The organism is Synechococcus sp. M16.1, from assembly GCF_014279895.1.
Classification (GTDB): domain Bacteria; phylum Cyanobacteriota; class Cyanobacteriia; order PCC-6307; family Cyanobiaceae; genus Parasynechococcus.
This window is the reverse complement of sequence record NZ_CP047954.1, coordinates 2,048,524-2,072,968: the sequence shown is the minus strand read 5'-3', so window position 1 is coordinate 2,072,968 and position 24,445 is coordinate 2,048,524. Positions and strand designations below refer to the sequence as shown.

At 62.6% G+C, this 24,445-nt stretch carries 29 protein-coding genes; 12 read left to right on the top strand and 17 right to left on the bottom strand.

The genetic code is table 11. The features are described 5' to 3' along the window. Positions 1 to 171 carry a cyanate hydratase gene (locus tag SynM161_RS11780; RefSeq protein ID WP_186541564.1) on the bottom strand — a complete coding sequence of 57 codons (171 nt, stop codon included), beginning with the start codon at positions 169 to 171 and terminating at the stop codon, positions 1 to 3. A 228-nt stretch (positions 172 to 399) separates the two neighbouring features. Here SynM161_RS11780 and cynS point away from each other — a divergent pair, with 228 nt between their 5' ends. After that, complete coding sequence (cynS, locus tag SynM161_RS11775) at positions 400 to 852, top strand: cyanase (protein WP_006850708.1); 453 nt, start codon at positions 400 to 402, stop codon at positions 850 to 852. 52 nt (positions 853 to 904) lie between these two features. Here cynS and SynM161_RS11770 read toward each other — a convergent pair whose 3' ends face one another. The 5 genes from SynM161_RS11770 to SynM161_RS11750 form a co-directional block, all read right to left on the bottom strand. Beyond that, a complete protein-coding gene (locus SynM161_RS11770) occupies positions 905 to 1,627 on the bottom strand; it encodes a HEAT repeat domain-containing protein (protein WP_186542682.1) in 723 nt (240 codons plus the stop codon). 7 nt (positions 1,628 to 1,634) lie between these two features. Further along, positions 1,635 to 2,522, bottom strand: coding sequence for a formate/nitrite transporter family protein (locus SynM161_RS11765; protein ID WP_186541562.1), 888 nt, complete (start codon positions 2,520 to 2,522; stop codon positions 1,635 to 1,637). Between the two features lie 35 nt (positions 2,523 to 2,557). Continuing rightward, positions 2,558 to 2,692: a hypothetical protein gene (locus tag SynM161_RS11760; protein ID WP_006851080.1), complete on the bottom strand. Its 135-nt coding sequence runs from the start codon at positions 2,690 to 2,692 to the stop codon at positions 2,558 to 2,560. A 70-nt stretch (positions 2,693 to 2,762) separates the two neighbouring features. Next, complete coding sequence (locus SynM161_RS11755) at positions 2,763 to 4,304, bottom strand: ferredoxin--nitrite reductase (protein ID WP_186541561.1); 1,542 nt, start codon at positions 4,302 to 4,304, stop codon at positions 2,763 to 2,765. 257 nt (positions 4,305 to 4,561) lie between these two features. Continuing rightward, positions 4,562 to 4,888, bottom strand: coding sequence for a hypothetical protein (locus SynM161_RS11750; protein WP_186542694.1), 327 nt, complete (start codon positions 4,886 to 4,888; stop codon positions 4,562 to 4,564). A gap of 42 nt (positions 4,889 to 4,930) precedes the next feature. Between SynM161_RS11750 and SynM161_RS11745 the strand changes: the two genes are divergently transcribed. Beyond that, positions 4,931 to 5,578 carry a DNA mismatch repair protein MutS gene (locus SynM161_RS11745; protein ID WP_255441805.1) on the top strand — a complete coding sequence of 216 codons (648 nt, stop codon included), beginning with the start codon at positions 4,931 to 4,933 and terminating at the stop codon, positions 5,576 to 5,578. Then, positions 5,575 to 6,363: a uroporphyrinogen-III C-methyltransferase gene (gene cobA, locus SynM161_RS11740; protein ID WP_186541559.1), complete on the top strand. Its 789-nt coding sequence runs from the start codon at positions 5,575 to 5,577 to the stop codon at positions 6,361 to 6,363. Before SynM161_RS11745 ends, cobA begins: the two co-directional genes overlap by 4 nt. Positions 6,364 to 6,384: 21 nt before the next feature. Here the strand turns inward: cobA and moaB are convergent, their stop codons facing one another. Beyond that, entirely contained in the window at positions 6,385 to 6,882 is a 498-nt protein-coding gene (gene moaB, locus SynM161_RS11735) for a molybdenum cofactor biosynthesis protein B (protein WP_186541558.1), read from the bottom strand. Between the two features lie 45 nt (positions 6,883 to 6,927). On the opposite strand from moaB, the gene SynM161_RS11730 reads away from it, so the two are divergent. Next, on the top strand, positions 6,928 to 7,164 hold the full coding sequence (locus tag SynM161_RS11730; protein ID WP_186541557.1) for a MoaD/ThiS family protein: 237 nt from the start codon (positions 6,928 to 6,930) through the stop codon (positions 7,162 to 7,164). Positions 7,165 to 7,167: 3 nt separating this feature from the next. After that, a complete protein-coding gene (locus SynM161_RS11725) occupies positions 7,168 to 7,596 on the top strand; it encodes a molybdenum cofactor biosynthesis protein MoaE (protein WP_114988774.1) in 429 nt (142 codons plus the stop codon). On the opposite strand, the gene SynM161_RS11720 is transcribed toward SynM161_RS11725, so the two are convergent. Further along, positions 7,560 to 8,423, bottom strand: a complete 864-nt coding sequence (locus SynM161_RS11720; RefSeq protein WP_186541556.1) for an NAD-dependent epimerase/dehydratase family protein — start codon at positions 8,421 to 8,423, stop codon at positions 7,560 to 7,562. The genes SynM161_RS11725 and SynM161_RS11720 overlap by 37 nt on opposite strands. A gap of 59 nt (positions 8,424 to 8,482) precedes the next feature. Here SynM161_RS11720 and SynM161_RS11715 point away from each other — a divergent pair, with 59 nt between their 5' ends. Beyond that, positions 8,483 to 9,292: a hypothetical protein gene (locus SynM161_RS11715; protein WP_186541555.1), complete on the top strand. Its 810-nt coding sequence runs from the start codon at positions 8,483 to 8,485 to the stop codon at positions 9,290 to 9,292. Here the strand turns inward: SynM161_RS11715 and SynM161_RS11710 are convergent. Genes SynM161_RS11710 through SynM161_RS11695 form a run of 4 tightly spaced genes read right to left on the bottom strand, consistent with a single transcriptional unit; the run spans position 9,277 to position 12,046 of the window. Further along, positions 9,277 to 10,527, bottom strand: a complete 1,251-nt coding sequence (locus SynM161_RS11710; protein ID WP_186541554.1) for a molybdopterin molybdotransferase MoeA — start codon at positions 10,525 to 10,527, stop codon at positions 9,277 to 9,279. The genes SynM161_RS11715 and SynM161_RS11710 overlap by 16 nt on opposite strands. Continuing rightward, entirely contained in the window at positions 10,511 to 10,987 is a 477-nt protein-coding gene (moaC, locus tag SynM161_RS11705; RefSeq protein ID WP_115131388.1) for a cyclic pyranopterin monophosphate synthase MoaC, read from the bottom strand. Before moaC ends, SynM161_RS11710 begins: the two co-directional genes overlap by 17 nt. After that, entirely contained in the window at positions 10,984 to 11,682 is a 699-nt protein-coding gene (locus tag SynM161_RS11700; protein WP_186541553.1) for a carbonic anhydrase, read from the bottom strand. Before SynM161_RS11700 ends, moaC begins: the two co-directional genes overlap by 4 nt. A gap of 52 nt (positions 11,683 to 11,734) precedes the next feature. After that, the gene (locus SynM161_RS11695) at positions 11,735 to 12,046 is read right to left on the bottom strand and encodes a hypothetical protein (protein WP_186541552.1); all 312 of its coding nucleotides are present in this window, start codon (positions 12,044 to 12,046) and stop codon (positions 11,735 to 11,737) included. A gap of 278 nt (positions 12,047 to 12,324) precedes the next feature. On the opposite strand from SynM161_RS11695, the gene SynM161_RS11690 reads away from it, so the two are divergent. Further along, complete coding sequence (locus tag SynM161_RS11690; RefSeq protein WP_186541551.1) at positions 12,325 to 12,792, top strand: nitrate reductase associated protein; 468 nt, start codon at positions 12,325 to 12,327, stop codon at positions 12,790 to 12,792. On the opposite strand, the gene SynM161_RS11685 is transcribed toward SynM161_RS11690, so the two are convergent. Together SynM161_RS11685 and SynM161_RS11680 are read right to left on the bottom strand one after the other, a co-directional pair. Beyond that, positions 12,773 to 15,004 (bottom strand): nitrate reductase, encoded by a 2,232-nt coding sequence (locus tag SynM161_RS11685; protein ID WP_186541550.1) that lies wholly within the window; start codon positions 15,002 to 15,004, stop codon positions 12,773 to 12,775. The genes SynM161_RS11690 and SynM161_RS11685 overlap by 20 nt on opposite strands. An 82-nt stretch (positions 15,005 to 15,086) precedes the next feature. Continuing rightward, positions 15,087 to 16,628: a NarK family nitrate/nitrite MFS transporter gene (locus SynM161_RS11680; protein WP_186541549.1), complete on the bottom strand. Its 1,542-nt coding sequence runs from the start codon at positions 16,626 to 16,628 to the stop codon at positions 15,087 to 15,089. Positions 16,629 to 16,890: 262 nt separating this feature from the next. Here SynM161_RS11680 and SynM161_RS11675 point away from each other — a divergent pair, with 262 nt between their 5' ends. From SynM161_RS11675 to SynM161_RS11665, 3 genes are all read left to right on the top strand, one after another. Next, positions 16,891 to 17,487, top strand: coding sequence for a molybdenum cofactor guanylyltransferase (locus SynM161_RS11675; RefSeq protein WP_255441803.1), 597 nt, complete (start codon positions 16,891 to 16,893; stop codon positions 17,485 to 17,487). After that, on the top strand, positions 17,484 to 18,527 hold the full coding sequence (locus tag SynM161_RS11670; protein ID WP_186541548.1) for a GTP 3',8-cyclase MoaA: 1,044 nt from the start codon (positions 17,484 to 17,486) through the stop codon (positions 18,525 to 18,527). The genes SynM161_RS11675 and SynM161_RS11670 overlap by 4 nt, the downstream gene beginning before the upstream one ends. A gap of 79 nt (positions 18,528 to 18,606) precedes the next feature. Further along, on the top strand, positions 18,607 to 19,098 hold the full coding sequence (locus tag SynM161_RS11665; RefSeq protein ID WP_115161260.1) for a redox protein: 492 nt from the start codon (positions 18,607 to 18,609) through the stop codon (positions 19,096 to 19,098). On the opposite strand, the gene SynM161_RS11660 is transcribed toward SynM161_RS11665, so the two are convergent. From SynM161_RS11660 to SynM161_RS11650, 3 genes are read right to left on the bottom strand one after another with little or no spacing between them, the layout of a single operon-like run. Then, positions 19,086 to 19,985 carry a transglutaminase family protein gene (locus SynM161_RS11660; protein WP_186541547.1) on the bottom strand — a complete coding sequence of 300 codons (900 nt, stop codon included), beginning with the start codon at positions 19,983 to 19,985 and terminating at the stop codon, positions 19,086 to 19,088. The two genes, SynM161_RS11665 and SynM161_RS11660, sit on opposite strands and share 13 nt — an antisense overlap. After that, positions 19,958 to 20,953 (bottom strand): alpha-E domain-containing protein, encoded by a 996-nt coding sequence (locus SynM161_RS11655; protein WP_006851593.1) that lies wholly within the window; start codon positions 20,951 to 20,953, stop codon positions 19,958 to 19,960. Before SynM161_RS11655 ends, SynM161_RS11660 begins: the two co-directional genes overlap by 28 nt. After that, positions 20,947 to 22,422 (bottom strand): circularly permuted type 2 ATP-grasp protein, encoded by a 1,476-nt coding sequence (locus tag SynM161_RS11650; protein ID WP_186541546.1) that lies wholly within the window; start codon positions 22,420 to 22,422, stop codon positions 20,947 to 20,949. Before SynM161_RS11650 ends, SynM161_RS11655 begins: the two co-directional genes overlap by 7 nt. A gap of 316 nt (positions 22,423 to 22,738) precedes the next feature. Here SynM161_RS11650 and SynM161_RS11645 point away from each other — a divergent pair, with 316 nt between their 5' ends. Together SynM161_RS11645 and SynM161_RS12185 are read left to right on the top strand one after the other, a co-directional pair. Beyond that, the gene (locus SynM161_RS11645) at positions 22,739 to 24,169 is read left to right on the top strand and encodes a sodium:solute symporter family protein (protein WP_186541545.1); all 1,431 of its coding nucleotides are present in this window, start codon (positions 22,739 to 22,741) and stop codon (positions 24,167 to 24,169) included. Between the two features lie 17 nt (positions 24,170 to 24,186). Beyond that, entirely contained in the window at positions 24,187 to 24,315 is a 129-nt protein-coding gene (locus tag SynM161_RS12185) for a hypothetical protein (protein ID WP_255325694.1), read from the top strand. Positions 24,316 to 24,445: the final 130 nt, after the last annotated feature.

Sequence of the window (24,445 nt, the reverse complement as noted above, 5' to 3'; positions counted from 1 at the left end):
TCAGGGCCTGCTCAGCCGGGATAGCCCCTCGAAGCTGCCATGGCGTGGGTGCTGCGGGTGGTGGCGTCCTTCGGCGTAATAGAGCCGCTCCAGCATCAGTTGGGGAGCAGTGGTTGGTGCAAGGAATTGCGCCTGCAGCAGGGTAGCCATCGATTGGAAGAATTGGCTCATTGCAAATTTCTTCTGTAAAACAAATTTCCCCGATCAAGAGCCTGTCGGCTGTGCTTGTTGCTTCAAAACAGGCTGTTGTTTTGTAGTTGATGCTTCATTGTTCAGTCAGCGTTTGCGCAACAGTTTCTCTGCTGCTGAGACGTTCCAGCTTGGAACGCTGTTTTTGAAGCGGCTATAACAATTTTTCGTTCAATCATGACTGTTTCAGCTGTTCCCTCGACCCCGTCGTTGGCAGCTCCTTCCCAGGAGACCGTCACCGCCACCTTGATGGCTGCTAAGAAGGCCAAGGGCATGAGCTTTGCTGATCTGGAAGCAGCCCTGGGCCTCGATGAGGTCTGGATTGCTTCCCTGTTCTATGGACAGGCCACAGCTTCAAAAGAAGAGGCTGAAAAGCTGGCTGAGCTGCTCTCCCTTGACCCAGCCATCACCGCCGCTTTGCAGGAGTTCCCCACCAAGGGAAGCCTCGATCCGGTGATCCCCACTGATCCCTTGATCTATCGCTTCTACGAGATCATGCAGGTCTATGGCATGCCCCTGAAGGATGTGATCCAGGAGCATTTTGGTGACGGCATCATGAGCGCGATCGACTTCACACTCGATGTCGACAAGGTGGAGGATCCCAAAGGTGATCGCGTCAAAATCACCATGTGCGGCAAGTTCCTGCCTTACAAAAAGTGGTGAACAACCAAGTGTCTTGATTGAAGACATCAAGCCCCGCAATCGCGGGGCTTTTTTATTGGCGGAATTGTTGGCTCAGTTGGGTGCTGGCCATTTTCCGCCGAACGTCGTCATTCAGCTCCTGGCTCAACTCCAGCAGGCAGCGCTGACTGGCAGGTGTGGCGATGCAACCGAGTGCGCGGAAGGCGGCCTCGGCAACCGGCAGGGAACCGTTGCCACAAAGCTCTGCCAGCTTTTCGCTGATCAAAACGCCATCGCGGCGTTGCAGAACCCGAATGGCGGCCACAACAACTGGATCGCGAAAATCATTCAAAACCTCTTGGCAGAACTGCAGCAGTTCACCGTCGTCGAGGCAATGGGATCGGAAGCTGAGCAGTTGCAGGCCGGCAAGTCGGTGCAGTTGGCCCGGGTGATGCAGGCAATTCACCACCACCGATTCGGGAACTTCGGCACCCCAGCAGGCGAGAGCCTGAACCACCATCAGGTTGGCGTCCTCATCGTCTGAGGTTTGCTCGAGTTGAGCCAACAACCAATCGCGGGCTTCGCTCTGGTGGCAGAGCCCTGCCGCCATCACCAAATCGGGCAGAACCCCGTGATTAGCGAGGAGGTCTTGGATCACGGGCCAGCCGCGCTCGGCCTGCATCCCCAGTTTTTCGCAGAGGGCTCGCCGCAGATCAACAGAAAGGCTGGGGGAGTAGACCTCCCCCAGCCAAGCGGGCTCCAAAGGAGCGCGTCGAGATCGGGCGAGCCGTTCCCAGAGAACGGCTTCGTCGTTCATGGATGGATCAGCGGGCACCCAGTTCAGCAGCGAGCTCACGCTCCAGCTTTTCATCGTGCTCGGTGGGCAGCACGTTATCCATCGGAGTGCGATGGGTGCTGTAGAAGAGCATGCCGATGAACACCATGCCGCCCACGATGTTGCCGAGGGTGACAGGCAGGAAGTTCCAGAAGATCACCTTGGTGAAGGGGACGCCTGAACCGAGGATCGGGCCAGCGGTGTGGAGGAACTGGTTCACCACGATGTGCTCCATGCCCATCGATTGGAAGGCGGTGATCGGAAGCCAGCAGGCCAGGATCTTGCCGGGAACGCTCTTGCTCACCAGAGCCATGGTCACGCCCAGGCAAACCAACCAGTTGGCCACGAGTCCGCGCAGGAAGGCGAGGAAGAAGCCCATGCTTCCCAGGGCCTCGTACTTCTTCTCAACGTTGATTTGATTGAGGGCCATGATTTTCTGGGCCACGAGATCCCAGATCGGCGGGCCGACGTTGTCAGCAGCGCCATCCATGGTGCCGCTGGTGAGGCTGATGGCCATGATCACGGCCACAACGGCGGTGCCGATCCAGTTGCCGATCCACACCCAGACCCAGTTGCGGAAGGTGGCACCCCAGGTGCTCTTGCCGGCCCAGGTGGCCATCGGCAGCAGGGCGAAGTTGCCGGTCACCAGCTCCATGCCGAACAGCACGATGCTGGCGAAGCCGAAGGGGAACAGCAGCGAGCCCACGAAGGGGGCTTTGACGGTGATGCCCACGGTGAGGGCCAGGATCACTGCCAGGCCAAGGATGGCCCCGGAGTAAAAGCCACGGATCAGCAGGTTCTTCACGCTGACCGTTGATTTTTTGCCGCCGGCGGCAATCATGCCGTCGACAAGCTCATTGGGTAGGACGTAGTCCATCAGATGAGATTGAGAGTTGGACGAAGGTTTTGATGTCAACCGCTGATGCGGTTCATCAGGCGGGAGAACAGATCAGGGCTGCCGCCCTGACGGTTGATGGCGGCTCCGTCGCGACCACTGGCGCTGAGCCAGTTGACGAAACGAGAGAACACGTCGTTGCGGTTGGCCATGACGGTGAGGGGGAGTGGTCGATGCGGGGAGCCGTGACTTCAAAAGGAAGCGTCACGGCCAAAGCAGCGATCACGCCTTCGGGGTGGCCCCGAACTTTTCGATCAACACCTCTTTGAGAGCGGTCTTGATCTCATCGGCCGGGATCGCCTTGCGGTGGATTTCGCCGATGCTTGGGTTGGCGCCTTGGGAACCACCGATGGTCATCGTGTAGCCCTCTCCCATCACGCCTTCACTGTTTTTGGCCTTGGTGCCGGTGAGGCCGATGGCACCCATGTAGGCCTGGCCGCAGGTGTTGGGGCAGCCGGTCCAGTGGATCTTCAGCTCTTCAGGAAGATTGAGCTCTTGGTCGAGTTCCTTGGCTGCTTCGAGGGCTTGGTCTTTGGTGTTGGTGAGGGCGAAACCGCAGTAGGTGTTGCCGGTGCAGGACACCGTTCCTGCGGAGATGTGACCGGGCTCCAGCGGGAAGCGTTGCACCAGGGCGTCTGCCTTTAGGGCCTCGAGCTTCTCGTCGGGAAGTCCAACGAGGATGACGTTCTGATCTTCGGTAAGACGCACCTCGCCACTGCCGTAGTTGAGGCTTGCGGTTGCCAGATCCTGCAGATCCTGAGCGGTCAGACGACCCACCGGAACGTGCAGTCCGGCGTAGGAGAGCCCTTCCTGTTTCTGAGGATGGAAGCCGTAGTGGGAGCGGGGCGTGGTGTTGAACACAGAGCCCGGGTCTGGGGTCAACGGACCGAAGAGTTCTTCCACCTGGCTGCGGAAAACGTCATGACCCACTTGATCCAGGTAGAGCCGGAAGCGGCCTTTGGGGCGCTTGTCGCGCTCACCGTTGTCACGCCAGAGCCGGATCACGGCATCGGTCATCTTGCAGATTTCCTCTGGCTTCACCCAGGCGTTGAGGGGAACGGCATAGGCGTTCATTTGCGATGACAGAACACCGCCGATCCAGACGCCAAATCCCATCACCCCATCCCGTTCCACGGGGTGGAAAACGATGTCGTTGTGGAGCAGGAAATTGTCCTTTGCACCGGCAACGGCGGTGTTCCACTTGCGGGGCAGGTTCGAATACTCCGGGTTGCCCTGGCAGTTGTTGGTGAGGAAGTTCTGAAGCTCGGTGGTGTAAGGCCGCGTGTCGACGATCTCGTTGGGATCAATGCCGGCGATGGGGTTGCCGGTGACGTTGCGGGGGTTGTCGAAGCCGGATTGGATTGTGCTGAGGCCGGCTTCCTTCAGCCGCTTGAGGATTTCCGGCAGGTCGCCCAGCAGGACACCACGCAATTGCAGGTTCTGACGGGTGGTGATGTCGCAGCTGCCGTTTTCGCCGTAGCGCTCAACGATGGAACCAACCACTCGCAGCTGATCGGCCGTCAGCACGCCATTTGGAACCCGCAGGCGCAACATGAATTTGCCTGGCGTTTTCGGACGCCAGAACATGCCGTACCACTTCAAACGCAACTGAAGGTCGGTTTCATCCACCTGCTCCCAGCCAAGCTCGGCGAATTTTTCAATCTCGCTGCCGACCAACAGGCCATCTTTGGCCGCCTTGTTCTGCTCGATCTTGTTGAGCTTCTTGCCATCCAGGTAAGGCCTGGAGGGAGAGCTAATGGTCATAAGTCGAATAACGATTGGGCGGATTGATTGCTCAAAGACGAGGCGCGAATCAATCGAGATGGCCCGAAGACCGGCAACGCTTCAAAACGAAGGGGAGCGTTGGGTTGACTGAATAAACACTGCGACGGCGACCCTGGTCCGTAACAAAGAAAACACTTTTGGTGTTGATCAATCCCAGGGGTTTGTTCTGCCTGATTTGTAATGCCGGCTACATCTGGTGGTTCCCGTGAGGCCGTAAAAGGCAACCTGCTTTGGCCTCAGTATTGGCGTCCAATTTCGCCAACCATGCGCACCGCTCCGGCCCGGAGCATCTGCCAAACCCGCTTCATCGCAGCGAAGTCTTGGTCCAGTTCGGAGGGTCCGGTGGGGCGGTCGAAGCTTCGGTCGTACCGGTCATGCCGGTCGTAACGAGCCTCCCTGGGGTCGTATCCCCGGCTGTACCTGTCGTCTCGGACGTCGTACCGGTCGTCCCGGGCGTCGTACCGGTCGTCTCGGAAGTCGTACCGCTCAATCCGTCCGTCCAGCGGCTCCCGGTAGGAGCGGCTGTCCAATGGGGCACGATCAAAACGACGGCGGGGCGCCATGGCTCATCCAACGTTCACAACAACCCGATGACATCAGCCGGCATGGTCATCAATCCGTGGCCATTGCTACGGAATGACGCTTCCGATGGGGGGCGGCAAGGGTTGCATCTGGTGGTGCATGGCCGCAGTGGCGGTGTTGTTCCAGAGTGTTTGGCCTCTCTGCCGGACCTTCTGTCTCAGCGGCGCTCAGCGCCCGTGCAGTTGGAGGTGCTGACGGCTGAACAACCCGTATCCGCGCTTCCCCAATCCTCTTGGATCGTTCCGTTGCTGCTGCTGCCTGGGGCGCACGCTCGCACGGATGTGCCGGCGATTCGCAACAGGCTTCGTGGTGCCGGAGCCAGTGTGCGTCTGCTGCCCTTTCTGGGCTCTTGGACCACGTGGTGGAACGCTGTGCTCTCAGCACTTCCGTCGTCTGAGCGCGCTGATGCCGTGCTGGTGCACCACCCCTTGCGCCCGGGGGTGGCGGATCGCTTCCTCGCGATGCTGGCGTCTCGCCTTGCTTTGCCGTTGGTTCCCTTTGATGCCTGGCCCGAGTTCCAGCAGCGCCACCCCAGGGCCAGGCCACTTCCATTAACCCTCGCTCCAAACCGCATGACGGATGCGTTGAGCGAAGCTGGTGGATTACCTCCTCTGCTGGAGCATTCCCCCACCCGTCAGGCCTTGATCGATCTGCTTGTTTCTCTGCCGTGACCACCGCTGAACAAACCGGAACCGTTTATCTGGTGGGAGCCGGTCCCGGCGATCCTGAGTTGCTCACGCTGAAGGCGCATCGGCTGCTGAGCAAGTGCGATGCCCTGGTGTACGACTCGCTGGTGCCCGAGGAAGTGCTGGATCTTGTGCCGGCAACCTGCGAACGCCGTTTTGTCGGCAAGCGTCGCGGACATCATTCGGTGCCCCAACCCAGCACCAATGCCGTGCTGGTTGAAATGGCCCAGAAGCACAGCACCGTGGTGCGCCTGAAGGGGGGTGATCCCTTCCTGTTTGGTCGTGGAGGGGAAGAAGCTGCTTACCTGGCGGAGCGGAACATTCCTGTTCAGGTGGTGCCTGGTGTCACCGCTGGCATTGCCGCCCCGGCCTACGCCGGAATTCCCGTCACCCACCGGCGGGCGGGGTCATCGGTGACCTTCGTCACCGGTCACGAGGAAATCGACAAGCGCCGTCCTTCCGTGGATTGGCGTGCCCTGGCTGCGGCCAGTGACGGATTGGTGATCTACATGGGGCTGCACAACCTGCCTCGGATCGCAGAGGAGCTGATGGCGGGGGGTTTGGCCGTGACAACCCCAGTAGCGGTGATCCAGCAGGGCACGGTGGCGGGGCAACGCTGCCTCAAAGCCACGCTGGTAGACGTTGCCGATCAATGCCGAGCCGAAGCCTTCAAGTCACCCTCGATCGTTGTGGTGGGTGAGGTGATTGATCAGCAGGTTGAAGCCTGCATGCCCACACCGGCAGCGGTCACGATGCCGATTCCGTTCTGAACTGCTCCGCTCGATTCCGCTCTATTCCTTCAACCGAGTCCTGAGCTGGGCCAGGTTGCACGGTCGGGTGTCGGCATCGAGTTGAGCCCGGATGAGCCGGTTCCAAGCGGTGGTCACCGCATCCAGAGATCCCGGCAGTACAAACACGAATGTGCCGTTGGCCACGCCGGCAAGGCAGCGGCTTTGCAGGGTGCTGGTGCCAATGCTCTCGAAGGAGAGCACACGGAACAGTTCACCGAATCCTTCGATGGTTTTGTCCAGCAGCGGTGCCACCGCTTCGGGGGTGCCATCGCGGCCGGTGAGCCCGGTTCCGCCGCTGGTGATCACCACATCAACCGCAGGATCGGCGATCCAGCGGCTCAGTTCACGGCGGATTTGATAGCGATCATCCGGGCAGAGTTGTCGCTCCTGAAGGCGATGCCCCGCGTCTTCAAGGCTGCGCTGCAGCTGATCTCCGCTGCTGTCGTCCGCCAGGGTGCGTGTGTCGGAGATGGTGAGCAGGGCGATGGAGAGGCCCATGGCACAGCGGCGGAGCCCTCGGACGCTAGAACCACTCCAGCTGCCATGGACGTGGTGCTGAAGGTGCTGCTGTTCGCTTCCCTGCGAGAACGCGCCGGTTGGGCCGATCGTTCCCTTCCCTTCACACCAGGCGTCTCGACGGCTCGTGAGGTCTGGAATCAGTTGGATCTTGGTCCGCTGGAGGGCATCAGAATTGCGGTGAACCAGGAGTTGGTCGGTGCCGATCAGCCGTTGCAGGCCGGTGATGAGCTTGCCTTTCTTCCACCGTTCACGGGGGGGTGAAGCGTGACCGATTGCCGTGTGGAGGTGTGCCCGGATCCCTTTGATCCTTGGCAGCAACTGGCGCTTTGGAGCGGGGATGCCGCGGCCGCGGCGATCTTCATGGGTCGGGTGCGTCCCTCCACGATGGATGGCCGGCCTCTGGAGGCACTTGAGCTGGAGCACTTCCCCGGCCTTTGCGAACGTCAGATCACGGCCATGGCGCAGCGCCTGCAGCAGGAGCACCGGACGGGGCCGATTCTGGTGCTGCATCGGGTGGGCAAGCTCGCCCCCGGTGAGCCGATCGTGCTGGTGGCGGTGCAGGCCGATCGTCGTGGGGCGGCGCAGCGCTGCTCGGCCGCCTTGTTGGAGCAACTCAAGCACCAGGCCCCGTTCTGGAAGCGGGAGTGGTGCGCTGGTCAGGGCACCTGGCTGGACGCCAACACGCCACTCTGATCAAGGCGTGGGTGCTGCAGCTGGTAGCCCAGCTGTTTGAGCCGGTTGTTGCGGATCCGTCGGCCCCCTGAGCCCGGTTCGTCCTGCCCAAGCCAGCGCACCGGGGCCAGGCCCTGGCGCTGCAGGCTGCGCCCCACCAGGTCCCGCAGCCGAATCGGTTCGTCGTTGACCACATTCACCAGGCCTGCCCATTCAGCATCGAGAGCTGCTTCCAGGGCACCGGCAGCATCCGCCACATGCAGCCAGTTGCTGTAGGTAGAGCCGCTGCCAGGGCGTTCCAGTCCGGCGAGCCCGCGCAGGCGTCGGTCGAGATCGCGGCCAGGGCCATAGAGCGCCCCGAGGCGCAGGATGCACACTCGCCGGCCGGTGATGCCGCTGAGCAGTTGTTCGCTTTCCAGCAGAACATCGCCATGGCCGCGGCCTGGCGCGGGTGGCGTTTGTTCATCCACCCAGTCCCCCGCGGCATCGCCGTACACCGAGCAACTGCCCGTGTAGACGATCTGCCGCAGTTTCGGCAGTTGTGGCAACAGCGACGTCAGGCAATGGAAGCTGTCGACGAAGGTGCGGCGGTAGCCGTTGGCATCCACCTGGCGATCTCCCTTTGGCCCGAGGCAGAACACGGCGCTGCTGCTCTGCCGCAGGGCGTTCCGCAATTGCACGGGGTCTGTGGCGTCGCAGAGCTCCACCCGATCAGCGAGGGGGCGGAGTTGCTCCAGCCGTTCGCTGCTGGTGGTGGTCAGCGTCAGCTTCAGCTGGGGGCGTCTTGGTTGCAGCCGCTCCGCCAGAGCGAGCCCCACGTAGCCGCAGCCAACGATCGTCAGGTCCATGGCGGGGATGGCTGCTCGGGCGACCCTAAGGAGATCGACCGTTCCATGCCGTCACGGACATGACTGATCAATGGACCCTCAACCGCCGCAATTTCGCGGGCCATTGGCAGGGGTGTGGTTCTTGGTTTGAGCGGGACGGCAGCGGTCGGCTGGATCTGCAGCATCCGACCCGTCGGATCGACCCCACGACCTACGCGATTTCCTTTTCCGATGACGACCACGGGGTGTGGGATGGATCGGGTCTGGCCTTTGCCCCCGGGGGTAAGGCCACCTATCCCATCAGCCGGGCCACCTACAACGCCGGCGGAGGCTGCTGGCAGTTCCCCGGGGCGGGCGGTCAGTCCAGCCGGGGGTTGGATGCCGAGCGTCCCCGCTTCGGCCATGAGATCAACCTGTTCTGCGGTCGCTCCCGCTCGATGCTGGTGCTGCTCTGGGAACCGCTTGACGGCTGCTGGCGTTTGCAGCGTGTTGGGGCGGTGGGTTTCCGTTGCATGAACGGCACCGATCCCGAACCCGACCGTCCCGCATGCGGGACACCCGAGGCCTTGCTGGCGCCGGTGCAGGGATGGAGTGGCGAGCGGCAGATGCTCAAGCCGCAGGCGGGGGTGAACGGCCAGGTGGAGGACGCCGCTCCGCTGGTGTTCGATCCAAGCCAGCTGTTGCATAACGACTGCTCAGCGGTGATGCCCGACGGCTTGGTGTTTTCGGTGCCCAGTGAGCTCCCCAGTGCGCCCTTCAGCCTCGAGATCGGTGGCCGTCTCGGCGTTGCCCTGTTTCAGCAGATCAGCATCCATTTCGATTCATCCGGCCAGCTCATGGCCTGGGAGCGCCGCTGGTTTCAGCCTGATCCGGCTCAGAAAATCCGCTGACGAATCACCTGGGCCCAGAGACGGGTGCCGCTTTCGAGCGGGCCGGCTTCCGCTGGCAGTTCCAGCAGCAGATCGGCCTGTTGCAGGGAACCGATCCTGGACGAGGCCTGCGAGCCATCCACCCGTGCCAGCAGCGTTCCTGCGGCGTTGGTGTCGAGGCGGGCCCGAGCCAATTCCGGCCGTCCCGGTCGGCGGGACAACGGGTCGGCCAGTTCCACCATCACCCGGGGGAACAGTTCCGGTTCGCTCTGGCCCTCCAGAACCTGCAGGGCGGGCCAGAGCAGTTGCAGGGCGGTGACCGCCGCTGCTACGGGATTGCCCGGCAGTCCGAAAAACGGCACGCCCTCACCGATGCTGCCGAAGGCGAAGGGGCGCCCCGGGCGTAGGAACAGTTTCCAGAAGTCCACGGCACCCAGCTCCGCCACCAGTGGTCGGATCCAATCGGTGTCGCCAGCGGAGACGCCGCCGGTGCTCACCACCACGTCGCAGTCATGGGCCAGATCCAGCAGGGCCTGGCGCAGGGCGTCGGGTTGATCGGCCACCACCCGTCGCTGGGTCACCGATTGCCCGAGGGCCCGGAGCATCGTCTCCAGAAGCGTGCCGTTGCTCTCCCAGATGGCACCGGGTTGCCGCGCTGTTCCGGGTGGCACCAGCTCGTCCCCGCTGATCAGCAGCCCGATGCGGGGTTGCTGCGCAACGGTTAGGTCGGCGATGCCGCAGCCGGCGAGGCGTGCGAGATCGGCGGCACCGAGGCGCTCTCCAGCTGCCAGCAGCAGGTCCCCCGCTCGGCATTCCTCATCCTCGGGGCGAATCCAGGGACGATCCGACGCCTCTTTCACCAGCTGGACGCTGGTGCCGTCCACGCTGATCAGCTCCTGGGGCAGCACCCAGCCGGCACCGTCCGGCAGTGGAGCGCCGGTGAGGATGCGGATCGCATCGCCGCTGGCCAGGGTTCTGTTGAAGGGCTGGCCGGCGGCGGAGCGTCCCTTCAGCTGCCAGGTGTCCCCAGGTTTGGGCTGGTGGCTCTGCCCCAGGGCGTAGCCGTCCATGATCGAAGCCCGGAATCCCGGAACGGCCGCGCTGGCCAGCACATCCGCAGCGCTCACCCTGCTGAGGGCCTGCTGCAGCGGCACTGTGTTGCTGGCTGTGATCGGCTGAAGCGCCGCAAGAACCCGTCGACGTGCCTCTTCCAGAGGTAGCCCTTCGCGTCCGTAGGGCTCAGCGTTTCCAGACACCGTTCCTCCCTCCTTCCTTGAACTCCAGCTGGATCGCCTCGATCGTCATGGCTGGATCAACCGCCTTGAGCATGTCGTAAAGGGTCAGCAGCCCCACGGATACGGCCGTCATCGCTTCCATTTCCACCCCGGTCTGACCTGTGGTGCGGCAACGGCAGTGGACCACCAGGCCAGGCAGGGAGGCGTCGGCGTCGATCGACACATCCATGCCACTGAGTGGCAGCGGATGGCACAGGGGAATCAGCTCCCAGGTGCGTTTGGCGGCCTGGATCGCTGCCACCCGGGCGACCGCCAGCAGATCTCCTTTCGGTGTCTCGCCCCGCTGGATCAGGCCGAGGGTTGAGGCGTCCATGCGAATGGCGCCACGGGCATGGGCTTCGCGGTGGGTGGTCGGCCGGTCCCCCACGTCCACCATGTGAACCTCGCCTTGCTGGTTCAGGTGACTCAGGTCTTGCGTCATTCGATCAAGCTCACAACACCGCTGCTGAGTTGGAAACAACCCACCACCAGTTTCAGCGCACCGCTGGCTTTGGCCTCAGCCAGAACGGCGCTGCGTTGAATCAAGGTGGAGGCGCTGGCGAGGGCGTTGCGCTTCACGGCGTCCTCGAGATCGCTGCTGCCGTTGATGTTCTCCCGGATGGGTTGGATCAGTCGGTCCAGGGAGGGGGTCAGCGGGTTGGTGTCCATCGCCGCCGTCACGGCTCCGCAGCCACTGTGTCCCATCACCATCAACAGTGGCGTCTTGAGAACGCTGACGCTGTATTCAACCGAGGCAATGGCTTCGGTGAAGGCGGTGTTGCCGGCGTTGCGGATCACGAACAGCTCGCCAGGCGTGGTGTCGAACACCCAGCTCGGCGACACCCGTGAATCTGAGCAGGTGAGCACGGTGGCCCAGGGATGTTGGCTGGTGGCCAACGCCCTGGGGGAGTTGAAGCAGCGCGGGTTAGCGCCCGCCGTTCGGGGTGTCGTTCCGTTGTCTTGTTTGCCCTGGCGCCAGGCCTCGGCAAATCGGCGGTTCCCCTCCATCAGGGCCTCGAGTGGATCATTCGGGCTGCAGAACCCCTCCTCTGCTGCCTCAACGGGGCGCGCTTGGATCAGGGCGGCCAAGGCCAGACCGCCCGTTTGCTGGAGGAAGTGACGGCGCTGAATCCCCATGCCGGCACCTTATGCGGGCCGGCTGGTGGGATGTGCGACGTGGGCAGTGCGATCAGCGCTCGCCGAAGGCAGACCAGAGGGTGGCTTCGGAGCCCACAACAGACTCAACGGCGGGCTGGATGGCAGCAGTGGGTTGGGCTGTTGCGCCTGCGGTGGCACTGGCGATGTCGCGCTCGGCCAAAGGAGCCCAGAGAGCGGCAGGACCGGCGATCACCGGCTCCACGCCAGCGGCACCGGCCTGAACGGAAGCCGTCTGGCTGCGCACCAGTTGCACGGCGAGGGAACCAACGATGAAGGCACCCAGGAAGCCGGCGGCCAGGGTGATCGGGCTGCGGCCGGAAGCGGACGAGATGCTGCTGGTCACGGCAGAAACTCTTTGAACAGAGCTTCAGTATGGAAAAAATTGGTGTGAACGACTACTAAACGGGTTGAATTGTGTAGCGGAATTAACAGTTTCTATGGGATCAAAGCCCTGCATGGGCTGCTGTTGGAGTGCTTCCGCCGTGACCCATCCATGGGACATTCCCAGCAGCATTCCGAGGGAGAGGGCGAAGCGCACAGACCAACATTTGTATCGGGTTAAACATCTCTGTTTCCGTGGTCTTCCGTTGTCATCATTGACACCGATCAAGGCTTTGGTTGATGTCCAGCTGTCGTAATTCCGCCAGCCATTGCTTTGCCTTTGAACAGGATTTCATCGGCAACTGGCGCTGCATCCCCCTGTGTGTGCGACGCAAATTGGATCTGTGTGGGGTGAAGTTGAAGCTCAACCACTGGCTTGAACTTTCTCAGGAGCAACGTCAAGCCCTGGTGGATTGGCCGGATGCGGCTGATGCTCTTGAGCAGCTTCGCCAACACCTGCGCGATTGCACGCGCCCCATGGCCGATGGCATGGCCAAGGATCTGCCACCGGTGAGTGGTGCCCCCTGGCAACAGCAGGCGGAGCTGCCCGCTGTGGTGCAGGACGCGGCCACAGTGCGGGGTGTGGCGCTGACCCTGGAGCAGTGGACCCAACTCAGTGAGCTGGACCGTTTTGCCTTGTGCAAGTTGGTTCGGCCTGGGCACGACCACCACAACCTTGAGGCAGCCTTCAGCGAAGTGCTGGTGTGAGCAGCCGGCGCAGGGCCTCCAAACGTCCTTTCTGCTGTTCAACGGGCTTCACCACCGAGACGGCGGGAGCCACGATCACCGCGCAGGCCTTGAGTTCAGGCTGCTTCGACACAGGGCAGGCCTCGTCGTGCATGAGGGTGTTGGCTTCGCAGGCCTTCTCCTGGGTGAATCCCCAGTGCATCGGCAGGAAGACCGACCCACGCCGGATGCGATCGGTGACCTTCACCGTGGCGGTGAGGTGGCCGCGGCGTGAGCTGATCGCCGCCAGTTCACCGTTGCGCAGTTTCAACTCCTGCGCGTCACCGGGGTGAATCTCCAGCAGCGGCTCGGGATGCTGTTTCATCAGCCGTTCCACCTTGCCGGTGCGGGTCATCGTGTGCCACTGGCCCAGGTAGCGGCCCACCGTCAGCACCAGCGGATAGGTGTCGCAGGGGGGTTCCGCCAGTCCCAGCGGTTGATCGGTGCTGAAGCGGGCGCGTTTGTTGGGGGTGGCGAATTGATGGTCTTCGTAGAGGCGTTTGGCGTCTGTGGTGGGGGTGCTGCCGCTGGGATAGGGCCATTGCTGCGGTCCTTCGCCTTCCAGCAGTTCATGGCTGAGGCCGCTCATATCGCAAAGCCTGCCCTGGGTGAGAGCCGTGAATTCGGCGTACACCTCAGCTGCTGATTCGAAGTTGAACTGCTCGCTGTAACCCAGGCGCCGGCCTACCTCGGCAAACACCTCCCAGTCGGGACGGCTTTCGCCGAAACGACGCCGGTAGGCCGGGCAGTAGGTGACCCGCCGTTCGGAATTGGTCATGGCGCCGGCCTTCTCGCTCCACTGGGCTGCGGGCAACAGCAGATGGGCGTAGTGGGAAGTTTCCGAGTCGGCGTAGGCCTCGCTCACCACCACCAGCGGGCATTTCTGCATGGCTGACTTCACCCGGTCGAGATCCGGGAGGCTCACCAGGGGGTTGGTGGCGGCCACCCACCACAGATCCAGCGCCTCCTGGTCCATGGCTTCGATCTGCTGCCAGGCTGCCAAACCGGGCTTGGCGTTGATTCGTCCTGCCGGCAGCTGCCAGGCCTGCTCCACTTCGGCGCGGTGTTCGGCGTTGGCCACCAGGCGGTAGCCCGGCAGCAGGTGGGCCAGGCCTCCGGCTTCGCGTCCGCCCATGGCGTTGGGTTGGCCGGTGAGGGAAAACGGGCCCGCTCCTTGCTTGCCGATCTGGCCGGTGAGCAGATGCAGATTGATCAACCCCTGCACCACGGCCGTTCCTTCACGGCGTTGGTTCACCCCCATCGACCAGAGGCTGAGCACCTTCTCGCGCCGGTGGAACAGAGCCGCCACTTCCCGCAGGCGTTTTTCGGGGATGTTGCAGAACAGGGCCACCCGTCTGGGGGTCCAGCGGGCGGCGACGTCAAAAAAGGCGTCGTAATTCTCGGTGTGGTCGTCGATGAAGGCCGGATCCTGGCCGTTTTCGCGCAGCACCAGGTGGGCAATGCCGTGCAGCAGGGCCAGGTCGCTGCCCGGTGCAATCGGTAAGTGGATATCGGCGGCTTTGGCGGTGTCGGTGCGGCGTGGATCCACCACCACGATCTTGACGCTGCCGGGGTTTTTGCGTTTTCGCTTCATCAGCCGCTGGAACAGCACCGGGTGGCATTCGGCCGTGTTGGTGCCGATCAGAAACGCCACTGTGCAGTGGTCGAGGTCCTCATAGCTGCAGGGGGGACCATCGGAGCCCAGGCTGCGGGTGTAGCCCGCCACCGCTGAGCTCATGCACAGCCGTGAATTGGCGTCGAAATTGTTGGTGCCCAGGGCGCCTTTCAGCAGCTTCTGGGCGAGGTAGTAATCCTCGGTGTGGAACTGACCGGAGCCGTACATGGCGATGCCATCGGCGTTGCCGCGCTGGGCCACGCTCGCCTGGATCTGGCCGGTGATTTTGTTGAGGGCGTCGTCCCAGCTGATCGGCGCGAAGTCGTCCTCAAGGGTCGGGCGGAACAGCGGTTGGCGCAGGCGGCCTGGGGCCAGGGTTTCGCCGACGGTGGCGCCCTTGATGCAGACCTGGCCAAGGCTGGAGGGGTGTTCGCGGTCGCCGCGGGCGGTCCACATCGGGTTGCCCTCGGCATCCCGTTTCACGGCCTCACCCTTCACGGCAGGAGGCAAAAGCTCCAGACCACAACCCACGCCGCAGTAGGGGCACTGGCTGCGCACGCTGCGGGGTGAGTTGGTCATGCAGGAACCAAAAAAAGAACAAAACCCGGAGCCGAAGCTCCGGGTCGTTATGCAGCGACAGGGTGCTGCGGAGGGAGATGGATCAGGCGGTTTCGCCTTCGTGCAGGTCTGCGAAGGACCCCTTGGGCTCCTTCAGGAAGAAGAAGCAGAAGAAGGCCACGATCAGACCGGCCACGCCCAGGATCTGGAAGAAGGCACTGTTGGAAGCCGCGATCACCTCGGGGGTGGGTTCGCCGCCGCCGCCCATCCACATCGGCAGGAGGCTGAAGATGGTCAGGTAGGTCACAGCACCAACGTTGCCGTAGGCACCCACCAGGCCGGCCACCTGACCGGTGACGCGACGCTTGACCAGGGGCACCAGCGCGAAGGTGGCGCCTTCACCGGACTGCACGAAGAAGGAGGCGAGCATGGTGATCACCACGGCAACAGCGATGCCGGTGGTGCCGGTGAAGGTGCCGGGCTTGATCATGCTCATCACCAGGTAGCCCACGCCGAGACCGGCGGTGAGGAAGCCCATGGTGTTCTTGCGGCTGCCGACGCGGTCGGAGATCAGACCGCCTGCAGGGCGGGCGACCAGGTTCACGAAAGCGAAGCAGGACGCCAGGATTCCGGCGGTGGCCTTCGGCAGATCGAAGGTGGTTTCAAAGAAGGTGGGCAGCATCGAAACCACGGCCAGTTCGGAGCCGAAGTTCACGATGTAGGTGAGCTCGAGGATCGCCACCTGGCGGAACTCGTAGCGATCTTCCTTGGGATAAACCTTGTTGCCGAGGATCAGGTCGCGGTTGGTGCGGATGATTCCCCAGGTCTGGAAGGCAAACCAGACGGCAACGGCACCGAGCGCCAGCGGATAGGTGCTTGCGGTGAGGAAGCCCACCTTGGACAGGCGCCAGCAGAGCACGCAGAGGATGGCTGCGAAGGGCACGTTCATGCCCAGCAGACCCCAGAAGTCGCGCATGGAGGTGACTTCCAGACCTGCAGTTTTCGCAGGGCGCTGATACGTCTTGCCGGGGGGGGTGTCGGTGACGTTGAAGAAGTAGAAGCAGCCGTAGACGGCCGAGACGATGCCGGTCAGAGCGATGGCACCGCGCCAGTTCAGAACAGCGCCGGTGGGCAGTTCGAATCCGCCGGAGAAGGAGAGGAAGCCAGCAAGGGCCACCATGGTGAGGGCGGAGAAAGCGGAGCCGAAGTTGCCCCAGCCGCCATAAATGCCTTCAGCCAGGCCGATTTCCTTGGGCGGGAACCACTCGGCCACCATGCGGATGCCGATCACGAAGCCGGCGCCAACGATGGAGAGCAGCAGACGGGCCACCACCAGCTGGTTGAAGTCCTGAGCGGAGGCAAACAGCAGGCAGGGAATCGCCGAGAACACCAGGATCGAGGAGTAGGTGATCCGGGGTCCGAATTTGTCCAGGAGCATGCCGATCAGCACGCGCGCCGGAATGGTGAGGGCCACGTTGCAAATGGCCACGGTGCGGATCTGACCAACGGTCAGACCCAGGTCCGCTTTTACGGTGGTGGCCAGAGGGGCCAGGTTGAACCAGACCACGAAGGTCAGGAAGAAGGCGATCCAGGTCAGGTGAAGGGTTCGGTACCTGCCCTGGAACGACCAAAGGTCGCCAAGCATTGAGGAGAAGAAATGGAACCTCGGGCTTCAAAAGGAAGGGTGCCCGGGGATGGCAAAACGGTCGAAAAGAGAATCCGTTTGACCCGCGCAGTTAATCAATTCGTCGGGCCCGTGTTTGGTCAGATTGGTTACCGATTTCTGTTTTTCTGTACCGAAGCAAACATCAACGGGGCTGATTGATCGGATCAGGCGTTCTTGTGCGGCAATGATTTGGTAGCGGTTGCAACTTTTGTGCGTTGTTGGACTCCGCTGGTGCAGATTCTTGGTCGGCGATGTGAACCAAGGCTTGCGGGTTTGTGTGCTCAGTGGCGGAAGCAGCCGTCGCATGGGGCGTGACAAGGCCCTCCTGCCGCATCCCTCCGGTGGTGTCTGGCTCACGGCCCTGGTCGACCAGCTGTTGCCCCTCGGTTATCCGGTGCAGGTGTTGAGTCGTCATGCCGCCCACGCAGAGCTGCTGGCCCACCGGCCGGGATGTTCCGTGCTGCTGGAGCCCCCTCCCTGGAATGGCCCTCTGCAGGCGCTGGCCAGGCTGTTGCCGTCTCAGCCTGGGGAGGCCTTGTTGGTGCTGCCGGTGGACATGCCCCGTTTGAACACCGCCGTTGTCCGCCAGCTGATCGCAGCCTGGAATCGTGCCCCGGAGCAAGCAGCGGTGGCCCATGACGGGCAACGGCTGCAGCCACTGTTGGCGGTGATCCCCTCCGGTTCCCCCTTCCGCTCCAGCCTTGATCAGCAACTGCAATGCGGAGAGTTGCGCTGGATGGATTGGTTGGCCCGCGTTCCCCATCAGGCGGTGCGCTTGCCTGCGGAGGCGTTGGTGAATGCCAACTGCCCCTCAGATCTGGCAGCTTTGGAGGGATGAGCACTCCGCTGCCACTCGCAGACCGCCTCAACCGGCCCATCGGGGTGCTGCGGTTGTCGCTCACGGCCCGCTGCAATCTCGCCTGTCCGTACTGCTGTCCGGATGTGGAGGAGCCCCCTGGCCTGCTCACCCTTGAGCAGCAGATTCGTGTGATTCGTGTGGCCACGCGCCTGGGGGCACAAACGTTGCGGCTCACCGGTGGAGAGCCGTTGTTGAGCCGGCGTTTGTTGCCTTTGCTGGAGGCGGTGGCTCAGGCCCGGCGGGATCGTTCGGATCCGATCGCCGGTTTGCAGACCGTGGCGCTCACCAGCAACGGGGTGCTGTTGTCGGAACCGATGGCGCGGGCGTTGCGTGCCGCAGGGCTGGATCGCATCACCATCAGCCTGGATGCGGCGGAAGGGGAAGCAGCGGCGCGCATGGCTGGCCTCCAGGGTGGTGCCGTGGCTGGTGAACGCCTGGTGCGCCAGGTGCAGGACGGCATCGCGGCGGCCTGCACCGCCGGCTTTGATCCCTCACGCGGTGAGCTCAAGCTCAATGCCGTGATCCAACGGGGGATCAATGACGATCAGCTGTTGCCCTTGGCCGCTTTGGCGCGGCAGCAGGGGATCGAGCTGCGTTTGATCGAATATATGGATGTGGGCAACCGCAACCAGTGGATGCTGGAGCAGGTGCTGCCGGCGGCGCAGATGGTGGAGCGCATTCATGCCCGTTGGCCTCTTGAACCGCTGGGTCGCCTCAGGGGTGGGACAGCCCGGCGTTGGCGCTATGGCGATGGCGCCGGATCCATCGGTGTGATCGCTTCCATCACTGAGCCGTTCTGCGGCGATTGCAACCGCTTGCGCGTCACTGCCGATGGACAGGCGTTCACCTGTTTGTTCTCCGCTAATGGCACGGATCTCAAGCCTGCGCTGGCGTCGGAGCCTCGCCTCGAGCAGGCCATGCGCCAGCTTTGGCAGCGACGTCAAGACCGCTACAGCGAGGAGCGTGATCCAGCGGCTGCTGCGTCAACCCATGCGGAAATGGCGTATCTGGGGGGCTGAACCGTCGTGATCGTCACCGTTTTTGCGTGATGCTCTCGGTACAACGGGGCAGCTGAAGGATCCAAAAGGATCCATCCAAATGTTTGAACTGCTGGCCTACGAGCGCTTCCGCGACACCCCGTCGGTTCGTTTTTTCGACGTCACCGTGGATACCTCGAATGCGCGCGACCTGGTGATTCACAGCGGCCCTGCGGTCTCGCCTCCCAACGATCCGGAGAGCGGAGCCTGGCAGTTCTATCTGCATCCCCATCAGGAAGACAATCTGCTGGCGGCCAGTGGCGGCAGAACCTTCTTCTTGGTGAACCTGGCCTGGGAGCAGCCGTTTCACATTGTTCGGCTCGAGAGTGGTGGCGACATCCTTCGCATCCCTCCTGGCACCTTCCATCGTTCGATCTCCGATCCCGATGGTTCCGTCGTTCTGAACCAGGCGGTTCGTGAAGAAGGCGCTTCTCTGGTGCATGAATTTCGCGTTTACAACAGCGCCGAAATTCCGGCTTTGATGGCAGCCACCCACAGCTCGGCGCCGAAGCCCCAGTTGCACGGGGTGGAACCGTTGCTTCAGGCGGCCTGAACCAGGTTGCGTGAAGGGGTTTCCGTTGCGGAGGCTTCTTCGCTGATCTGAATCTGCCAGGTCAATTCACTGTTTGTTCCCGGGGGGCCGCTGAAGCTGCCGCTCACAGCTGCGGTGAGTTCCGGCTTGGAGGAGGTGGCCAGCACCACGTAGCGCTCGTTGACTTCCATCCCGGCACTGGGGTCAAAGCCGCGCCAGCCCGCTCCCGGCAGGTAAACCTCTGCCCAGGCATGCAGGTCGTAATCCTTCGGGGGAGGTTGCTGCAGTTGATAGCCGCTCACAAATCGGGCGGGGAGACCCACCACACGGCAGCAGGCCACCATCAGCATGGCCAGATCACGGCAAGAGCCGATACGTTCGCGCAGAGTTCGACCCGCCGGCCAGGCGGGGCCCACATGGCGTTGGGTGTATTTCACCCGCTCCTGAATCAGCTCAATCAGTTGCTTCAGAAAAGCCAGGGTTTGCTGGTTGCTGCCCATCAGGGCTTCCTGGGTGAGGTCGATGGCCGCGGGTTCGTGCTGGCCGTTGGGCAACCAGCCCTCCAGGGCCCCCTGAAGGTCGCTGTTGAGCTGGCCCCGTGGGTAGGGCAGGGGTGGTTCCAATCCGTTGAAGCAGCTTTCCAGCGGGGGTGCTGGCCGGGTCTCCACCAGGCTGCGGGCCTCAAAGACCAATTCATCAGTGCTGCCGAGAAAACGCAGCCGTTGGATTTCGTCGCCGCTGGCGGCCACCAGTTCCCGACGTTGCTCCGGTTCCGGCAGCACGCTGAGTTGATGCTCCAGCAGGGTCTGAAACCCCTGCCCCCGAGGCCTCAAACACAGGCGATGTTCCCCGAGGAAAACGGGGGCCTCATACCGATACGTCAGGCGGTGAACGATGAGAGCACGCATGCAGGATCGGTGGGGATGGAACGGAGGTCGGCGCTAGTGAAGTAGCGGGTCTGGATCAGGTTGTGGAGTTGGTTGAGGTCCTGCTGAAGCTGGTCAATGGCTTCATGCAGACCGGCTTCGATCAGGTTGTCGATCCGCACATAGCTCCAGCGGGCCAGGAGCTGTCCGCGCAAACAGTCGAGGTCATCCGGGGTGTCTTGGTTTGGCTGCTGCTGAATCTGTTGCAACGTGTCGCTGATGCCCTGCAGGCAGTACCGCACCGAGCGAGGAAAGATGGGGTCCAGCAGCAAAAAGCGGGCCACGGAGGCAGGGCTGATCGCGTGCTGCATGCTCTGCCGGTACATCTGATAAGCCCCCGCTGTGCGCAGCAGGGTGATCCATTGCAGTTCATCCAGCACGCCGCCCACCTCCTCAGGGGAGGGCAGCAGCAGGAAGTATTTGACGTCGAGGATGCGGGAGGTTTTATCGGCTCGTTCGATCAGACGTCCCAGCTGACTAAACAGCCAACTCAGATCACGGCTCAAAGTGGTGTCGGTGATCCCGTACACGAGCTGGCAGCCGCGGCGGATGATCCGCAGTTGCTCCTGCACCGGTTCCCGCCAGATGTCTTCGTCGTCCTGCAGGCTCCAGTGCAGATCATTGATCTGCTCCCACATCTCCGTGGTGATCACATCCCTGATCTGCCGTGCGTTTTCCCGGGCCATCGCAATGCAACTCACGATGCTGTTGGGATTGCTGCGGTCCAGCAGCAGGAAGCGCACCACCTGTTTGGGCGTGGCACCGGGGTAGGCCGTATCGAAGCGGTGGCGATCTCCCGTCACCTCCACCAGCGGCAGCCACGGTTCGGCGCTGCCCGGAGGACAGTCCAATGCCATCGCTTCACTCACTTCCAGAAAGCGCGAGATGTTTTCGGCCCGTTCCAGATAGCGGTTGATCCAGTAGAGCGAATCGGCAACGCGACTCAGCACGGCACAGCCTCCTGGGCTTGCGGTGCTGCCATCGGTTGGTCGTCGACGATCCAGGTGTCCTTGCAGCCGCCGCCCTGGGACGAATTCACCACCAGTGAGCCCCGCTTGAGGGCCACGCGCGTCAGCCCACCTGGACTCACCCAGCTGCTTGCGCCGCGCAGCACATAGGGGCGCAGATCCACATGGCAGGGGTAGAGCTCACCGTCACTGAGGGATGGCACGGTGGAGAGTTGCAGCGTGGGCTGCGCAATGAAGTTGCGGGGATTCGCACGGATCTTCGTGTCGAAGTCCGCTAGCTCCGATCGGCTGGCCTGGGGGCCGATCAGCATTCCGTAGCCGCCGGCTTCCGCCACCGACTTCACCACCAGTTGCTCGAGGTGTTCGAGCACATAGCGCTGATCGTCTGGCCGGGCACAGAGGTAGGTGGGAACGTTCTCGATGATCGGCTCCTCATCGAGGTAGTAGCGGATCATCGCCGGCACGTGGGCATAGATCAGCTTGTCGTCGGCGATGCCGGTGCCAGGGGCGTTGGCGATGGCGACCCGTCCTTGCCGCAGCACGTCGATCAGGCCCGGCACCCCCAGCATCGAGTCCTTGCGGAACACGGTGGGATCAAGAAAATCATCGTCGATGCGTCGGTAGATCACATCCACGGGTTCCAGGCCATTGGTGCTGCGCATCCACACCCGGCCGCCTTCGCACACCAGATCGCGCCCCTCCACCAGGTGAATGCCCATTTCTTGGGCCAGGTAGCTGTGTTCGAAATAGGCGCTGTTGAACACCCCGGGCGTCAAGATCGCCACGCGGGGGGTGTCACTCCAGGGCGCCAGGTCCTGAAGGGTGCGCAGCAGATGGGAGGGATAGTCGTCGATCGGTTGAACGGCACGGCCTTCGAACAGGCCAGAGAACAATCGCTTCATCACCCGACGGTTCTCGAGGAAGTAGGCCACCCCAGAAGGACAGCGCAGGTTGTCCTCCAACACCCGCCAGGTGCCCTTGCCGTCGCGGATCAGGTCAAGCCCGGAGATGTGGCACCAGCGGTTGAGGGGCAGGCTGATGCCCTGCATCTGAGGTCGCCAACCGGAGGAACTTTCCACGTCTTCCCGTGGGATCACACCGTCGTTGAGGATCTGCTGGGGGCCATAGATGTCAGCGAGGAAGCAGTCGATGGCTTCCAGGCGTTGCAGCAGTCCCCGCTCCAGGGTGATCCAGTCGCTGCGGCCGATCAGCCGAGGCAAGGGATCGAAGGGGAGAATTCGTTCGCTGCCTTTGAGGCCGGAATCGTTGAGACGGAAGGTGGCGCCGAGGCGACGCAGCAGCTGACTGGCCGAAGCATGGCTGCGGTTGAGCTCGGGCAATCCCATCTGCCCCAGTGATGCGAGTAGTGGGGCCAGATCGGCGCGTGGTGTGGCCGTTTCACCGCAGAAATATTCGTCGAAGCCGACTGTCGGTTTGTAGTCGGTGAACATCCTGATCGCACAATCGAGGTTTATCCAAGGCGTCGCCCCACTCCACTTCGGGTGGTGGTTGCTACACATTCCGCAATTTCAGGCGACCGAGCACTGATCGCCTGATGTTTGGGTATCCGAAGGCACCTAAATCGAAGGCGACAGCCGGAGCTGGGAAGCCTCTTTTGCTTACCTGTTTCTGGAGTTCAAACGCCCTTCGCCTTGGATGAATTGCTCTGGGCGCGTCTGATCTTTGCCCTTGGTGCCGTTGTGACTGCGGCGACGGTGGTGATGATTCTGCGCGGACACCTGTACTGGAATCGCAGGGGGTCGACGGATGTCCGCTGACTCGGTTCCCTTCCTTCAGCCCGGGATCGCCTGGGCGTTGGTGGTGCTGTTCTCTGTTCTCTGGGTGGCGCTGGGGATTGCCTGGGGCCGGCGCGGTCAAGGCAATGCCGACGACTACATGCTGGCGGGGCGCAACATCGGGCTGGCCCTGAGTACGGCCACGTTGATGGCCTCCTGGGTCACCGGCAACACCACCCTGCTCGCCCCTGAATTCGGCTACAAAACCGGCCTTTGGGGCATGTTCAGCTATGCCCTGGCAGGGCTTGGCTTGATTCTGTTCGCCCCCCTGGCCTCGCGGATCAAGCAGTTGATGCCCAACGGGCGCACCAGCGGCGACTTCATTCGCCTGCGCTACGGGCGTCTGGCCTGGTGGGTGTTCATGTTGATCACCGCGATCTACACCCTGGGCTTTCTGATGACCCAGGCGATGGGTGCTGGCCTGCTGCTGCAGGCCCTTTCAGGCTTCGATTACCACGTGGGAATGGTGGTGGTGATTGGTGTTGCCACCGTCTACACCCTGTTCGGCGGAATGCGGGCTGTGATCGGCACCGATTTCATTCAGTCGCTATTGATCATGGTGTTGCTGGCGGTGGTGGCGGTGCTTGCCTTCCGTCAATTCCCGATGCCTGAGGTGCATGCCTCCTTGCTGGCCCGGCATCCCGATCGGCTTGATCTGCTGCTGCCGGCGGGCTTGTTGATCGCCTGGAATTCCGCTCTCTTTTCGATGGGCGAGGTGTTTCACAACAACATCTGGTGGTCCCGGGTGTTCGCCAGCCGGCGCTCGGTGGTGATGACCTCCTTCGTGTTGGGGGGGATCGCCTGGATGAGCGTGCCGATGGTGACGGGCTCCATCGGACTGGTGGCCCTGGCCCGTGAGTTGCCTCTCGAGCAGGTGAACATGGTGTTCCCTGTGATGGCAGCCGATCTGCTCGGGGCGGGTGGCGCAGCCTTGGTGTTTGTGGTGGTGTTTGCCTCGCTCACCTCCACCCTCGATTCCCTGCTGGCATCCACCGCCGATCTGTTGGCGGAGGATGTGTACTTCCGCCTGTTGAGGCCCCAGGCCAGCGACCTGCAGCTCAAGCAGGCGGCGCGGTTGATGGTGGTGGGATTGGCCGTCATCACCCTGGCGCTGTCCTGGCCGCGGCTGGATTCGCTGGCGTCGGTGCTGTTCTTCACCGGTGCCCTGGTGGCCTCCACGGTTTGGCCTGTGGCCTGCGGTTTGTACTGGCGTACAGCCAACCGCACGGCTGCCATTGCGGCCATGCTTGCCGGCAGCGTTGTGGGCCTGCTCGCCTATGGGCTGATCGCGCCTTACTGCGCTGCTGTGTTTTCGGCGGCCGTGTCGGCGATTGTGATGCTGATGGGCAGTCAGTTCTGGCCGGAACGCTTCGACTTCACCTTGTTGCAGGAGGAGGGATGATCCAAATGCTTCCTTTGATGGCTGGCCTTGTTGGTCTCTCTGGCTTTCAGTTTTTGCTGGTGGCCAGTCAGTTCGCCCTGGTGCTGTCGGTGCTCGTGCTGCTGCTGATCTGGTGGGTGGAGTGGCGGAACGGTCGTGTGTGGTGAGGCCTGCACGGATGGGTAACGCACTGAACGTTTTTTCCGGATCTTTGCTTAAGAAGCTGCTTCTTCGTGGACGCAGCAGTGTGGTTGTTGTTACCGGTGAAAGATGTAGTTCCTGGCTCTAGCACTCGGT